Genomic DNA, 15,663 nt, shown 5'->3' on the forward strand with positions numbered 1-15,663 from the left:
TGTTTATCTTTATATAACAAGATTTATCAAATCTTGAGTTCTACCTTAACGCCGTATAGGCGGTTTAGAAAACTTTATGCCAAAAGTAGCGCAACAATTCCCTCCTTAACGCCGTATAGGCGGTTTAGAAAACGACAACGTGGACATGGTACAGGATGCGGTACCTTAACGCCGTATAGGCGGTTTAGAAATACTAAGTGATCAAATAACTAAACATACGAAACCTTAACGCCGTATAGGCGGTTTAGAAATGTAACGCAATCAACTAGCTTAGAAGAAATGCCCTTAACGCCGTATAGGCGGTTTAGAAAAATATAACTTGTAGTTTTAGAGGAGTACGCGACCTTAACGCCGTATAGGCGGCAATAAAAATAGAATTAATCATATAATTACAAAAAAAACAATCGGCTGTACTGTCTGACTTACTCTGGCGTCGGGGAGCCGAAGGCCACATTCTGCAGCCAAAGCGTGGGTTGTTAGGGAATTCGCTTAAATTCCCTAACTCGGACGTGGGCACTGAGGCTATTTTATTCACCAAAGCTAAAACGTCCGAAACCACCACACCCAACCCACTCTATCCACCAACAAAAAAAAACTATTTTGACAAAAAAACGCTCTGGTAGACTATTGATTTTATTAATGTTTTTAGCTATTTTTAACAAAAACAGCCTTATAAAAACACAATAACTTATCCCTCGATATAAATATTTTTTATAACCTCAAAAAAAAGATTGAAATCGTTTGGTTGTTAAGTAACCATATGAGTGTAATGCCCATTTTTGCTAACGATAAAGCAAAATCTGACAAACTAAATAATTGATGATAAGGATCTAACATGTTTAGTAAAGATATGACTATTGCCGATTATGATGCGGAATTGTGGAATGCTATTAAAGGTGAAGAACAGCGCCAAGAAGATCACCTTGAACTGATCGCATCAGAAAACTACACCAGTCCACGAGTAATGCAAGCGCAAGGTTCGCAATTAACCAATAAATATGCCGAAGGTTATCCCGGAAAACGTTATTATGGTGGTTGTGAGTATGTTGATGTTGTTGAAAAATTAGCAATTGATCGTGCTAAGGCTTTATTTGGTGCTGATTATGCTAATGTGCAACCGCATTCAGGTTCACAAGCTAATTTTGCCGTTTATATGGCGCTTTTAAATACAGGCGATACGGTTTTAGGTATGAACCTGTCTGAAGGTGGGCATTTGACACACGGTTCGCCAGTTAGCTTTTCGGGTAAACTTTATCATGTTGTGGATTATGGTGTTGATGATTCAGGGCGTATTGATTATGACAAGTTAGCTAAAACAGCCCAAGAATCTAAACCTAAAATGATTATTGGTGGTTTTTCGGCTTATTCTGGGGTGGTGGATTGGCAACGTATGCGCGAAATCGCCGATAGTGTGGGCGCTTATTTGTTTGTGGATATGGCGCATGTGGCAGGGCTAGTTGCGGCAGGTGTTTATCCAAATCCAGTTCCGTATGCACACGTTGTTACTACTACAACTCATAAAACTTTAGGTGGTCCTCGTGGCGGTTTGATTTTGGCTAAAGGTGGTAGTGAAGAATTATATAAAAAGTTAAATTCGGCTGTCTTTCCTGGAGCGCAAGGTGGTCCTTTAATGCATGTAATTGCCGCTAAAGCAGTTGCGTTAAAAGAGGCGATGGAGCCTGAGTATAAAATCTATCAACAACAAGTGGTGAAAAACGCTAAAGCTATGGTCGAGGTGATTTTGCAACGTGGCTATAAGGTAGTTTCTGGCGAAACACAAAACCATCTGTTTTTAATTGATTTAGTCGATAAAAATATCACAGGTAAAGAAGCTGATGCGGCTTTAGGTAGTGCTAATATTACCGTTAATAAAAATAGTGTACCAAAAGATCCACAAAGCCCATTTGTAACATCTGGTGTGCGCATTGGTACGCCGGCTATTACTCGCCGAGGCTTTAAAGAAGCCGAATCGCGAGATTTAGCTAATTGGATTTGTGATGTTTTAGATAATATAGATGATGAGCAAACCATCCAAGCTGTGAAAGAAAAGGTGCTTGCAATTTGCCGTCGTTTGCCAGTTTATCAGCATTAATGGTTGTTTCATTTCGCCGACGGTTGGCGGCGAAATGGTTTTTTGCTTTTATTTACCAATATTGGCATTTGTGTCAGTTTTGTTTTGTGCTTGTTTGTGCTGTTCGATATAGCGGTCAAGGTAACCTTCATGCCATAACCAGCCTCCTGTAATTCCAACACCAAGTAAAATTGCCAACCAAAAAATAATAATTAGTTTGTTGTGACGTTGTTTCATTGGATCGCGCAAATTACGTTTTGCATTGGTAGGGAGTTGGGCTTTGCTAGTGAGCAAGCTTCCTAGCATTAAGTTGATTTTGACTTGCCCATTAATTGCCCAACCCGATGCTTCTAGTAATGGTCCAAGTGTTCTTCGACGTAATTTTAACCATGCTAAAATAACAGAAGGGCCTGAAATAATTAGAAATAATCCAATAAAAACTAAAGGTACTTGCCACCAAGCTAGCGCAAAAATGGCTTGGAATATTGTGGCTAATGCTGTGCCGATTGCGCCAATGGCTAAACCAATTGCAGCAAAAATCCCTACACTTTTACCAATATCAAATTTATTAGCTGGATTTTGTAGTGCCTGTTCACTTGATTTTTCAATGTTGGTATCTTTACTGCTTGCCCATTTGTTTATTTGTTCGGTAATCACACGCCCCATACGTTGATAAGGAGCCCAAATTGCTTGTTGGATGCTGATTGGCTTAGTGATTATTTTAACAACATTGGCATCCCAATCGTTACCTTTATTGTCAATAAACACACCATTGCGGCCTTCAATTAATAAATCACCTTGTCCTGCTGTCATTGCTGCTGCAATTAGCTGTTTTTGTCCATGTCTAGTGCATTCACAATAAAGTAAACAGAGTTCAGAATAATTTGCCATGGTTGCGTGTTTGGCAATATTATCGACCGCAACGCAGAGTGTTGCACAGCGACCATCAATGTAGAGTTCACCAAGTTGAAATGCTGCTCGTTTTTCAGGCTGGAAGAAGTCTGCAAAAGAGGCAAAGTTAACTAGCAGACGGTAAAGATGTTTATGAAATAGGACTAATTTTTCTAACACGAGAATATCTGATGCGGATATCGGTGTTTGATTATCTTGTTCAACCATTTTCTCAAATTCGGTCAGTAAATCATTGCTAGCTAGGTTGGTAATGATGCTAATAGGAATATCATCTATACTGGCCGAAGGTTTAATTTCAACGGTTAATTGTGCCATTTCGGGCTTAGTGCTAATAAGTGAGGTATATGCTTGCAAGCTTTGTTGTATATTTTGCCATTCTTTTTGTGTTAGTTGGTCTGGGTTGGATAATGATGATTCTACTAATGTCTTAAATCGGCTGATTTTAGCTTTCCAAAGTGGATTTAGCCCATTGACTAGATCTAGAGTATCAGTTGTGTCGATTTTGGATAGCGGTAATTCGGCTAATTCTTCTTCAGATAGTAATCCGTTTTGTGTTGGTACAATATATTTTTCGTCGACATTAAGTGCCGTTTGCGCTTGAGGAGCGTATTGTGCTAATTCAGCACGTAGAAAATAATCATCAATTTTGGGTTTTAATAGCTGAATTAGTTTCCAAATTTCTGCGGTATTTTCACTAAATGGGGTTTGCGTATTACTTATTTTTGTTTGCCATTGTAACCACGTTTGTAGATTTTCAACAAAGGTGGTTGCTATGTTTAAATCAATGCCATCTTGCCCACTCATATCTTTTTGTGCACCAGTAGTTTTGATTGCTGTTGTAATAAACATTTGCATGTTTGGTGACAATTCGCTTGATGGAGGAAAGATCAAATCACCATTATAAAGTTTGTTAGCATTGATTTTTATTGATTGTTGTATATCATCTTGTGTTAAATAATCCACATTTTTTTTATTTAAGCTAGCTAAAATGCTTTGTGCGGTGACCGATAATTTTTTTCCTTGCGGGGTCGATGAGTTAATTTGTGATAATGGTAGTGTTTCACTTGTACTTAAGATACTATCAAATGAATTGATTTTATCGCAAGTCCAGCTAATGGCATCTAAAATATCAGGTATGCGAATACGTCCGTCATTATCTGAATCGAGTAGAGATAAGGTTCGTTCATCAAAATCCAACCCTGTTGTTGGGCAACTTAGAGCGACCCATAATTTAGGATCTAAATCAGGTAAATTAATAATATCACTGGCACTTTTGAATACAACTTGATCAAGCCCACCAACACGTTGAAATGTCCACATATGGCTCATAATAATCTCCACACAGAAATTTAATAATATTTTTACTAATTAATATATCAGTATTTATCTTTTTTGATAGAACTGAACAGTGATTTCTAATATTTGTAAGATCTATTGGTTTATCTTTTGTATTTGCTTTAGTTGCCTTTGGTCACTTTATGATAGAATAATGCTTTATTACTTAATATCTAAATAAAAACCACCAATAACTATGTCATTAATTAATCTTACCAATGCTTATCTTTCATTTAGTGATGCGCCCTTGCTTGATCATATCGATATGTCTATTGAGCCAAATGAGCGTGTTTGTCTTGTTGGTCGTAACGGTGCTGGAAAATCGACTTTACTTAAAGTTTTAAATAAAGAAGTGCCATTAGACGAAGGGCAAATTATTTATGAAAATAATGTGATTGTTTCACGATTGCAACAAGATCCTCCTCGTGATGTGCAAGGTAGTGTGTTTGATTTTGTGGCAGAAGGATTACACGAACAAGCACAGTTATTACGAGATTACTATGATTTAGCTCATCGTGTTGAGCACGATCCTTGCGAAAGTAATTTAGATAAATTAGCTAAAATGCAAGAACAGTTAGATCATCAAAATGGTTGGCAATTAGATAGCCGTATTCGTAATGTTATTTCTTCATTATCGCTTGATGGTGATGCGTTGTTGTCTTCGTTATCGGGAGGGTGGTTGCGTAAAGCCGCATTAGCCAAAGCGTTGGTTTGTCAACCAACAGTTTTATTGCTTGATGAACCAACCAATCATTTGGATATTCAAACCATTAAATGGTTGGAAGATTTTTTGAAAAGTTTTAATGGCAGTATTGTGTTTATTTCCCATGATCGTTCGTTTATTCGTCAAATGGCAACGCGTATTATTGATTTGGATCGAGGTAAAATTGCGTCTTGGAGTGGGAATTATGATAATTATTTGCTTGGTAAAGAAGAAGCATTGCGTGTTGAAGAGTTACAAAATGCTGAATTTGATAAAAAATTAGCCCAAGAAGAAGTCTGGATCCGACAAGGCATTAAAGCTCGTCGTACTCGTAATGAAGGGCGAGTGCGAGCATTAAAAGCAATGCGCCAAGAATATAGCAAGCGACGCCAAGTTATGGGTAGTGCTAAAATGCAAATCGAGGAAGCATTACGTTCAGGGAAAATTGTTTTTGAGCTTGAAAATGTGACATATCAGATTGAGGATAAGTTACTAGTTAATGATTTTTCTGTGCAAGTATTACGTGGTGATAAGATCGCTCTGATTGGTCCTAATGGTATTGGTAAAACAACTTTATTAAAACTGATGTTGGGTAATTTGATACCAACATTAGGTAGTGTGCATTGTGGCACAAAGCTTGAAGTTGCTTATTTTGACCAATATCGTCTCGAACTCGATCCTGAAAAAACGGTGATGGATAATTTAGCCGAAGGTAAGCAAGAGGTCATGGTTAATGGCCGATCACGCCATGTACTTGGTTATTTACAGGACTTTTTATTTCCGCCTAAACGTGCCAGAACACCTGTACGAGCACTGTCTGGTGGGGAGCGTAACCGTTTATTGCTGGCTAAACTATTTTTAAAACCTAGCAATTTATTAATACTTGATGAACCGACCAATGATCTTGATATTGAAACATTAGAATTGCTAGAAGAGTTAGTGAATGATTATCAAGGAACTGTTTTGTTGGTTAGTCATGATCGACAATTTGTTGATAATGTGGTCACTCAATGTTGGTTTTTTGAAGAAAAAGGCCATATTGGTGTTTATGCTGGTGGTTATGCCGATGCTTTGCAACAACAGCAGCAGGCACAACCAGTTAAAGTAACGACAGTTAATAAACTTGAGCAACCTAAAAAAGAATTAGCTGCTACTAATAATCAAAGTAGTGAGCGAACCGCTAAAAAGAAAGTTAGACTGAGTTATAATGAACAACGAGAATTGGCACAATTACCAAGCAAAATAGAACAATTAGAATTAGAGATTACTGATTTACAAGCACAAATTGGTCAAAGTGACTTTTTTAATCAAACTCATGAAATTACTAGTCCAATTTTACAATCTTTGGCAGATAAAGAGGCTGAATTAGAAGCTGTTTTTGAAAGATGGGAACAGTTAGAGTCTTTAAGTAAATCATAAGGTAAATGTTAGTATTGTTCAGCATTATTTATTTGTGTTATAAAATAAATAATGCTGTTTCCTTACCCTAAAGTTTTTATATAATATTTTTTACATAACCCTTTTTTAAATAACCGTTTTATTATTCCATAATTTTCTAGATAAAAAGTAGAATAATAATAGTGCGATGATGACAAAACACGCACCAACATAACCAATGTAATCAATTGAAAGTAAAATTAATACTTTACTGCCTATAAAAGCACCGCCTCCTATTCCAATATTGAAAATACCAGAATAGACTGAAGTGGCTATATCTGTGGCATCGGGTGCGGCATCAATTACTTTGCTTTGCATAACCATTCCAATAATTGTAATGGAAAGCCCCCAAATTAAACATTGAATGATTGCAGTATAAAGCGTGAATGAACATACATAAAGCGATAATAAGCAAGTAATCAGTAATAGCATAGGGATGATGAAAATTGCGGTTGGATTTTTTTCAGCATATTTTGCAAAAATAACGCTACCAATCATTCCAGAAAAACCTACAACTAATAATAAAAGGACGATAACATTTTGATTAAATCCACCAATATTTTTCATGAATGGCGTAATATAGGTATAGGCAGTAAAGTGACCTGCAATAATAATGGCAATTAATAAATAAATGTTTAGCAGTATTGGGCGTTTTAATACCATTGGAATATTTTTGATAGAGATAATATCCATGCTTGGTACAGCAGGCAATAAGCGGAGTAGTAATATCATCACGCAAAAAGCGATACCAGCAATACATAAAAAAGTCACGCGCCAGCCAACGAGTTGTCCTATGATGGTGCCAATTGGAATGCCTAGAATGGTTGCCATCGATACGCCAATAACAATAAAGCCCATTGCTTTAGCTTTTTTACCATTGGGCGCTAACCGAACTGCAAGCGGTGTTGTAATTGCCCAAAATACCGCATGTGCACAAGCAATACCAATTCTTGCTATCATTAAACTGTAAAAATTCCATGCGACTCCAGCTAAAATATGACTACCTATAAATAGGCAAAATAAAAGGATAAGTAGCTTCCTTCGTTCCATTTTTGACGTTAATACTGTGAGTGGCAATGATAATAGCGAGACAGCCCATGCATAAATGGTGAGTAATAATCCAGCATGAGCTACATCCATTGAAAAGCTTTCAGCAATATTGGGTAATAGTCCGACAGGTACAAATTCCGTTGTATTAAAAATAAATGCCGCAAATGCAAGGCAAAGAATTGATGACCAAACCCGAGATCGGTTAATACTATTATTCATGATTAAGATTTTGGAGGGAATATTAGATTACTTTTGATTATAACTGAATATGTTTGTCTATTAAATAGTTGCTAAGAATAAATCTTAAACTTAATCGCCACCAATATTAGTATTTGAGGGCGATGTTTCATTATAGCGATTTATTCTAGTGCTTTAGCTGCAGCTAGGGCTTTGTCATAATCAGGTTCAGAAGAGGTTTCTTTAACATATTCCACATAAACAATTTTGTCGTTTTTATCAATGACAAATACAGCTCGAGAAAGTAATCGCAACTCTTCAATAACAACTCCATATTTTAAACCAAAGTTGAGTTCTTTATGATCTGAGGTGACTTTAACGGCATCAATACCTTCAGCAGCACAGTAGCGATTTAAGGCAAAAGGTAAATCGACGCTAATTGAAAATATCACTGTGTCTTTTAATTTTGCCGCTTCGACGTTAAAGCGATGCACTTGAGCACTACATACTGAGGTGTCAATGGATGGAACCGAATTAATAATTCTGATTTTACCTTTAAAATCGGACAATTTAATGGGCTCCATTTTTAAATCTTGCACGATAAAATTGGGCGCTGTGTCGCCAACTTTAATTTGTGTGCCTAACAAAGTAATAGGTGCTCCGCGCATGGTGATTTCATTAACTCTTTTTTGCATAACAGTTTCCTTAGTGTTGTGACGAATCACGTTGTTGACAGTGTAATGTCTTCCAATGAATTGGAGCTGTTGCACTTGTTAGGGATAAATAGATTTAGAACTGTTCCAATATAGAACTAAAACAACTTCTGAACAATACTTGAATTTGTTTTAAGTGATGAATTAGCCGATTTCTATTATCGTTAATAATGTTATTGTTCAAAATGGTGAATAAATTTGAGTAGTTATCGAATTAATAGAAATGATATGTAATTAGTATTGGCTGTTTTTACAGCCAATAGTTGGATTTTTAAGTTACAATGTCTTAAAAGCAATATCAGGCAAAATCGCTTCACCTTGCCAATATAACTCACTAGCAATACTTCCTGCAATTTGATAATAAAGTTGGCTAAATTCGCTATCAGGGTGGTTAATGACAGTGGGCTTTCCTGTATCAAGATCTTGGCGTAACATTTTTTGAAGTGGAATTTGCCCTAGCAATTTGGTTTGATATTGCTCAGCTAAATGTTTTGCGCCACCTTCACCAAAGATGGCCTCATGATGTCCACAATGTTCGCAAATGTGGTAACTCATGTTTTCAATAATTCCTAGTGTTGGGATGTTTACTTTATTAAACATGGTAATACCTTTTTTTGCATCGATTAAAGCAATATCTTGAGGAGTTGTGATAATCACAGCAGCAGTAACTGGAATGTTTTGCGCTAGGGTTAATTGGATATCCCCTGTGCCTGGAGGCATATCAATGACAAGATAGTCGAGTTCTGGCCAAAGCGTATCTTGTAAAATCTGTAATAGTGCTTTACTTGCCATAGGTCCACGCCATACCATAGCACCATTAGGATCAACCAAATAACCAATGGAATTACTAGCAAGCCCATATGCCATGATTGGTGTCATATGTTTATTATCGGGTGTTAATGGTTGCTGGTTTTCTGTACCTAGCATGGTTGGGATCGAGGGACCATAAATATCTGCATCTAAAATCCCTACTTTCGCCCCTTGTTTTTGTAAAGCTAGCGCAAGATTGACAGCTGTTGATGATTTGCCCACACCGCCTTTTCCTGAGCTTATCGCGATAATGTTTTTTATATTATTAATGGCATTTTGGTTATTAGCACGTTTTAAAGTAGCAATTTTATATTCAATATGCCAGTCAACTTCATTAACGCTGTTAAGTTTAAGCAATTCTGGAGTGGTTATTTTTTTCAATTCTTCAAAAGCAGATTGCCAAGCGAAAGGCATTGTTAAATTTATAGTTAAGTGGTGATTAACTATTTCGCATTTTTTTATTGCTCCAAGTTCAAGTAAATTTTTTTGTAAAGTTGGATGAGTAAAATTTTCAAGAATTTTTTTTACTTCAGTGTTCATTGTGGTTATCTCTTTATGCCTTAGTATTTATACTCGTTTTATTTCCAATTACCTTGCATTAAAAGCGTAAAATACCTTAAATAATAAGGCGGTAAACAGTAAATTGGTTTACCCTCATAAAAAATGATTATTTTCTGTTTTGAAATATGAATTGAGTATATAAATTTTATCAAATTATGGCATAAATCTAGCGATAATCCCACGATTGATGTACTATTTCTGCCATTATGTAAAAAAGGGTAATAAATCAACATGACAACTCAACGCAAAATATTGGTGACTTGTGCACTTCCTTATGCCAATGGTGCAATTCACTTAGGTCATATGCTAGAACACATTCAAGCTGATGTATGGGTACGCTATCAACGTATGCGTGGTAATGAGATCTATTTTATTTGTGCTGACGATGCCCATGGCACGCCAATTATGCTAAAGGCTCAGCAATTGGGAATTACTCCAGAGCAGATGATTAGTGAAGTCAAAACCGAACATCTACGTGATTTTTCTGGCTTTAATATTAGTTATGATAATTACCATTCAACCCATAGCCCAGAAAATCGTGAGATATCAGAGCAAATTTATAAGCGTTTGAAAGCGAATGGTTATATTAAAACTAAAGTTATTTCACAGCTATTCGATCCTGAAAAACAGATGTTTTTACCTGATCGCTTTGTAAAAGGCACTTGCCCACGTTGTAAAGCGCCTGATCAGTATGGTGATAACTGTGAAGTGTGTAGTGCTACTTATAATCCTATTGATTTAATTGACCCTAAGTCTGTGGTTTCGGGCGCTACGCCGATTTTAAAAGAGTCTGAACATTTCTTTTTTGATCTACCTGCTTTTTCAAATATGTTACAAGAGTGGATTCGCTCAGGAACATTACAAGATCAAGTTGCTAATAAAATGCAAGAATGGTTCGAATCAGGCTTACAACCGTGGGATATTAGCCGTGATGCACCTTATTTTGGATTTGAGATCCCCGATGCGCCTGGTAAGTATTTTTACGTTTGGTTAGATGCACCAATCGGTTATATGGGATCTTTCTTAAATTACTGTAATAAACAAAATAAACCAATTTTTGATGAGTTTTGGGACAAAAATTCAAATACAGAACTTTACCATTTTATTGGTAAAGATATCGTGTACTTCCATAGTTTATTTTGGCCAGCTATGCTTGAAGGTAGTGAATATCGTAAACCATCGAATATTTTTGTTCATGGGTATGTCACGGTTGACGGCGCAAAAATGTCTAAATCACGCGGTACTTTTATTCAAGCAAGTACCTATTTAAAACATTTAGATCCTGACTGTTTGCGTTATTATTATGCCGCTAAACTATCATCACATATCGATGATATTGACTTAAATTTAGAAGACTTTGTTCAACGTGTAAACAGTGATTTAGTCAACAAGGTCGTTAATATTGCTTCGCGTTCTGCTGGTTTTATTTATAAACGCTTTGACGGCAAATTATCAGATAAAGTGGCAGAGCCTGAACTGTATTCCTTGTTTGTTGAAAAAGCAGAAGTGATTGCTGACTACTTTGAACAACGCGAATCAGGCAAAGCAATTCGTGAAATTATGGCACTTGCTGACGAAGCTAACCGTTATATTGACGAAAAGGCTCCTTGGGTGGTTGCTAAACAAGAAGGGCAAGATCAAACATTGCAAGATATTTGCTCAATGGGTATTCACTTATTCCGCATCTTAATGACCTATTTAAAACCCATTGTGCCTTCATTGGCTGAACGTACAGAAGCATTTTTAAATAGCAAATTAGAATGGAATGAAATTGATAATGCTTTAACAAGTCATAAAATTAATCAGTTTAAAGCTTTATTTAATCGTATTGATATGGATAAAATTACAAACATGATTGAAGAAACAAAACAACAAGCTGCATTAGCCCAACCGGCAAAACCTAAAGTTGCAGAGCCTATCGCCGAGACGATTAATTTTGACGACTTTGCTAAAGTCGATATGCGCGTTGCTTTAATTAAACATGCTTGCTTTGTTGAAGGATCCGATAAATTACTTCAATTAACGCTTGATATTGGTGACGAAACCCGTAATGTGTTTTCAGGTATCAAGCAGTTTTATCCTGACCCAGAGGTGTTAATTGGGCGTTTAACTATTATGATTGCTAACTTAGCTCCTCGTAAAATGCGCTTTGGTGTTTCAGAAGGTATGGTGCTTTGTGCGAGTGGTAAAGGTGATGATGAAGGTGTGTACCTACTATCACCAGATAGTGGCGCTAAACCAGGAATGCGAATTTCGTAATTGATACCTTTATTATAGAAGTCACATCTTAACAAGTTAATATGCTTGTTAAGATGTTTCCGATAACTATGTGTTTCAGTATAAAAATTGCTAATTTGATAAATAATTGTAGTGTGAGTTTTTCTTTCTACTCTAAAAAATCTCATTACAGTTTGATAGAGCGCAATGAGTGTCCAAAAATAGAAACCAGTATTTAAATCAAGACATTTTATTTTTATACCTACTCAGGTTGAAGACGATACAACAACTATTTGTTATTCTTTTTTTTTACGTTAAAACTAAGTTAAGTCCATTATTAAGCAATAAATTTTGATTTATCAGGTAAATTAATAGAAATCCTAGCTAACACAACTGGAGGATTTGTGTTCTAGCCATTAATTAGTTTTATAATCTATTTTCAATATGGGTATTTTATTATTTTGCTTATCAATTGATGGCTTTATTAAGTTTATTATTGATTGGTTTTTATTAATATTTTAGTAAGTATTTTTAGGATAAACATGATAAAACTGATATCTAATATTACATTAAAACCGCTACCTAAAGGTAAAAGAGGTAAAATTAGTTCGCTTGTTGAAGTTGATGGTGTTTGCTATGCTGAAAAATTAGAAGGCCGCTTTTTAGAAATGGCTTTTAGCTATGATGACTGTTATGTTTTAATTTTTGTGACACAAGATGGAGGTCCTTGGGAAGAAGTTTTATTCATCTATCTACTTGATTCAAAAAAACACAATATCGTTGATCGTGCCAGAATTGGCGGTAGCGCATATGATTGGCTTAGTGCTTGTGGTCTTTGTAATATTAAAATTTTATCTGACCATACGGTAAGTTTTGAATTTATGTCGTTTGAGGGGACTGATGGTTGGTTACTTAAACTTTTTAAAAAGCCTATAAAAACCTTTCCGTTTACACTTAGGAACCTATTTCATATCTGGCGGCCAATTTCATTTAAACGCCATTTTTTGATCGAAGTAAATAAAATTTCACTTTAAATCAATATGCTATATTTTTCTTTTTATCCTGAAATTGGCAATCAAAATAACGATTGCCAAAGCTCAATTTTGTTAAAATTCATATTTTGCTGTTTGATTTAACATTATTTGTAAATTCATTATTTTCTTACTTTTGATTTTCTGACGGATTTCCTGAATAAGGAAATATGCTGTCTTTTAGTGAAAAAGAGGAATCTTTAGTATTAATCTCACCAATAATTTTGTTGCTATCGTATAAAGCTAGTAAAAATTCGGCCATTTGCTTTGCATTATGGTACTTTGTAAAAGTTGCATCGTAGTTGTATTCACTAACATTGTTGGCTTTTTCACCAAATTCTGTTTTTGTTGCAGCGGGAGCCAATACCTTTGCGGTTAATTGTGCGTTAGCTTGCTTTAATTCCTGTGCTAGCCCTTCGGTAAAAGCATTGACATAGAATTTTGTTGCGCAATAAGTTATCGCATTAGGAACGAGAGTATACCCGCCTCGGGAGGAGATGTTTATTAGTTGTGTTTCGGGTTCATTTTGATATTTACATACATAAAGTGTTGAAAAAATCGTTAGGGTTTCAATATTTAAATGAAGCATTGATTCTATTTTTACTAAATCTTGATCGCTAACACTGCCGTAATGACCAAAACCGGCATTATTAATCCATGTTTCAATAAAATAACTGTCTAAATCATTAAAAAGGGAATAAGCGTTGGTTGTGATAAATCACAAAGTTTTATAATTACGTCTAATGCTGGGGCAATTTTTGCAATTTCTTGTTGTAAAAGTTCCAAATTTTCTTGTCTTCTTCCAATAACAATAAGGTTTTTATTTCGTTTTGCAAAAACATCAATGCTTGATTTACCAATATGTGAATCAGAATAAAAAAGATCATGTTTGGACGTTTATGATTAATGGTGAAATAGTTAATATTCCTATATCAGGGACATTTAAAAGTAATCAGACTTCAGCGTTAGCGATAGCCGTGATTGAAGGGTTAGGTATCACGATGCTACCAGAATCTATGTTACAAGAATCAATCAAGCAAAAAAATTATTTCCTATATTACAAGAGTTTTTACCACCTGCCAAGCCGCTTAATATGCTTTATACTGCTGATCGTCAGCAACCACCAAAACTAAAAGCATTTATTGAATTTGTGTTGAATGCAATATCGTAATAGGTGTGTTTTTTATACATAATAAAAAAGGCGATTTGCTCGCCTTTTTTAACAGTTTTCATAAAAGAACCAATAGTTATTTTATCGTCACTAAAGTGCTCACTTCTTTACCTAACATATTGTTTAGATAAACTAAATCATTAGCAGTTAAAGTTCCTACTGCATATTTTAATTGTAGTAAACTTGTTAAATAGTTATATTTTGCATCTGATAAATTTCGTTTAGAACTGTATAGTTGAGTTGTTGCATTTAATACGTCAACAATTGTTCTTGTTCCTACTTGATAACCAGAATTGGTTGCTTCTAATGAACTTTGTGCAGAAACTACTGCTTGTTGATAAGCTTTGATGGCACTTATTGATGATGAAATGTTGTTGTATGATGAGCGGACTTGATTAATTACACCTCGATTGGTGCTTTCTAATTTTTCGCTAAAACTGACGTAATTTTGTTGTGCTTGCTCAACTTTAGACATCGTTGCACCACCTGAAAAGATAGGTAGGTTTACACTGACTCCGACATAGTTATTCCCTGAATAAGATTTACCATGTGCACCAGAACCTACGCTATTACCGTATCTATCAGTTTTATTTAAATTAGTTGATGCTTCTAAACTTGCTGTAGGTAAATGTCCTGCTTGTGAGAGTTTGATCTGTTCTCGCGCGATGTCTTGATTTAATCTCATGGTTAATAAATTAAGATTAGATTTTTCAGATTGTTTTAACAGTGCGCTGATTTGTGCTGGTGATTCTGTTTTAAATGTATTGGTATTGACACTTGCTAAACTTGAATAAAAACGGCCACTTAATTGGCGCAATGCTTCAATGGCATTATTTAGATCATTTAATGCATCAACTTGTTGTGCAACAGTTAAGTCATAGTTAGCTTGAGCGTTTTGTACATCAGTGATTGCAACTAAACCAACTTGATGTTGTTGACGCGTTTGTTCTAACTGATGGCCAATCGCTTTTTTCTGTGCATCAATAAAGCTTAATGCATCGAGTGCTTTTAAGACATTAAAATAAGCGACAGATGTATTCAAGATTAATGTTTGACCTTGGTATTGATAGGCAATATCGGCAATACTTGCTTGTTTTTTAGTAATATCTAAGGCTTTCCAATTTGAGAAATTAAAAATGCTTTGAGATATTGCGACTTGGTATAAGTTGCCACTTTTAGATTTTACACCACTTGTATCACGTCGACCATGAGTAACACCATATGAAGCACTTAAACCAACTTGTGGTAATAAACTTGCTCGAGAACCTGAAATTGCTGCGTATGCTTTATTTTTTTCAGCTAATGAACTACGTAGATCTGGGTTAGTTTCTTTTGCTTGTTCATAAACTTGTATCAAATTTTCAGCAAAGACAGATTGGCTTAACGCTAAGCCAATTAAAAAGGTTAAGGTTTTTTTCATCAATCTTCTCTTTAAAAATCATTAAAATATAGTAGTATTTTTAATGGCGTAATTT

General features: G+C 35.4%; 9 protein-coding genes, 1 pseudogene and 1 CRISPR repeat array. Of the genes and pseudogenes, 4 read left to right on the forward strand and 6 right to left on the reverse strand.

The features are described from left to right. The first annotated feature begins 43 nt into the window (after window positions 1-43). Window positions 44-371: direct repeats of the CRISPR family, unit length 28 nt; unit sequence CCTTAACGCCGTATAGGCGGTTTAGAAA. A 464-nt stretch (window positions 372-835) separates the two neighbouring features. Continuing rightward, window positions 836-2,092 (forward strand): serine hydroxymethyltransferase, encoded by a 1,257-nt coding sequence (gene glyA / locus A9G31_RS04235; protein WP_065560589.1) that lies wholly within the window; start codon window positions 836-838, stop codon window positions 2,090-2,092. A 48-nt stretch (window positions 2,093-2,140) separates the two neighbouring features. On the opposite strand, the gene A9G31_RS04240 is transcribed toward glyA, so the two are convergent. Continuing rightward, on the reverse strand, window positions 2,141-4,312 hold the full coding sequence (locus A9G31_RS04240) for a phage holin family protein (protein WP_065560590.1): 2,172 nt from the start codon (window positions 4,310-4,312) through the stop codon (window positions 2,141-2,143). Between the two features lie 202 nt (window positions 4,313-4,514). Here A9G31_RS04240 and A9G31_RS04245 point away from each other — a divergent pair, with 202 nt between their 5' ends. Continuing rightward, window positions 4,515-6,440, forward strand: a complete 1,926-nt coding sequence (locus A9G31_RS04245) for an ABC transporter ATP-binding protein (RefSeq protein WP_065560591.1) — start codon at window positions 4,515-4,517, stop codon at window positions 6,438-6,440. 105 nt (window positions 6,441-6,545) lie between these two features. Here the strand turns inward: A9G31_RS04245 and A9G31_RS04250 are convergent, their stop codons facing one another. The 3 genes from A9G31_RS04250 to apbC all read right to left on the reverse strand — a co-directional run bounded on the left by A9G31_RS04250 (window position 6,546) and on the right by apbC (window position 9,748). After that, window positions 6,546-7,727, reverse strand: a complete 1,182-nt coding sequence (locus tag A9G31_RS04250; RefSeq protein WP_065560592.1) for a sugar transporter — start codon at window positions 7,725-7,727, stop codon at window positions 6,546-6,548. 140 nt (window positions 7,728-7,867) lie between these two features. Then, on the reverse strand, window positions 7,868-8,380 hold the full coding sequence (gene tpx, locus A9G31_RS04255) for a thiol peroxidase (RefSeq protein WP_065560593.1): 513 nt from the start codon (window positions 8,378-8,380) through the stop codon (window positions 7,868-7,870). 294 nt (window positions 8,381-8,674) lie between these two features. Then, window positions 8,675-9,748 carry an iron-sulfur cluster carrier protein ApbC gene (apbC, locus tag A9G31_RS04260; RefSeq protein ID WP_065560594.1) on the reverse strand — a complete coding sequence of 358 codons (1,074 nt, stop codon included), beginning with the start codon at window positions 9,746-9,748 and terminating at the stop codon, window positions 8,675-8,677. Between the two features lie 252 nt (window positions 9,749-10,000). On the opposite strand from apbC, the gene metG reads away from it, so the two are divergent. Both metG and A9G31_RS04270 read left to right on the forward strand, forming a co-directional pair. Then, window positions 10,001-12,028, forward strand: a complete 2,028-nt coding sequence (metG, locus tag A9G31_RS04265; protein ID WP_065560595.1) for a methionine--tRNA ligase — start codon at window positions 10,001-10,003, stop codon at window positions 12,026-12,028. 500 nt (window positions 12,029-12,528) lie between these two features. Beyond that, on the forward strand, window positions 12,529-13,020 hold the full coding sequence (locus tag A9G31_RS04270) for a hypothetical protein (protein WP_065560596.1): 492 nt from the start codon (window positions 12,529-12,531) through the stop codon (window positions 13,018-13,020). 127 nt (window positions 13,021-13,147) lie between these two features. Here the strand turns inward: A9G31_RS04270 and A9G31_RS04275 are convergent. Together A9G31_RS04275 and tolC are read right to left on the reverse strand one after the other, a co-directional pair. Continuing rightward, window positions 13,148-13,878: pseudogene (locus A9G31_RS04275) on the reverse strand (SDR family NAD(P)-dependent oxidoreductase). A gap of 386 nt (window positions 13,879-14,264) precedes the next feature. Beyond that, on the reverse strand, window positions 14,265-15,608 hold the full coding sequence (gene tolC, locus A9G31_RS04280; protein ID WP_065560597.1) for an outer membrane channel protein TolC: 1,344 nt from the start codon (window positions 15,606-15,608) through the stop codon (window positions 14,265-14,267). Window positions 15,609-15,663: the final 55 nt, after the last annotated feature.

Source organism: Gilliamella sp. Gris1-4 (assembly GCF_001690335.1).
Lineage (GTDB): Bacteria > Pseudomonadota > Gammaproteobacteria > Enterobacterales > Orbaceae > Gilliamella > Gilliamella apicola_P.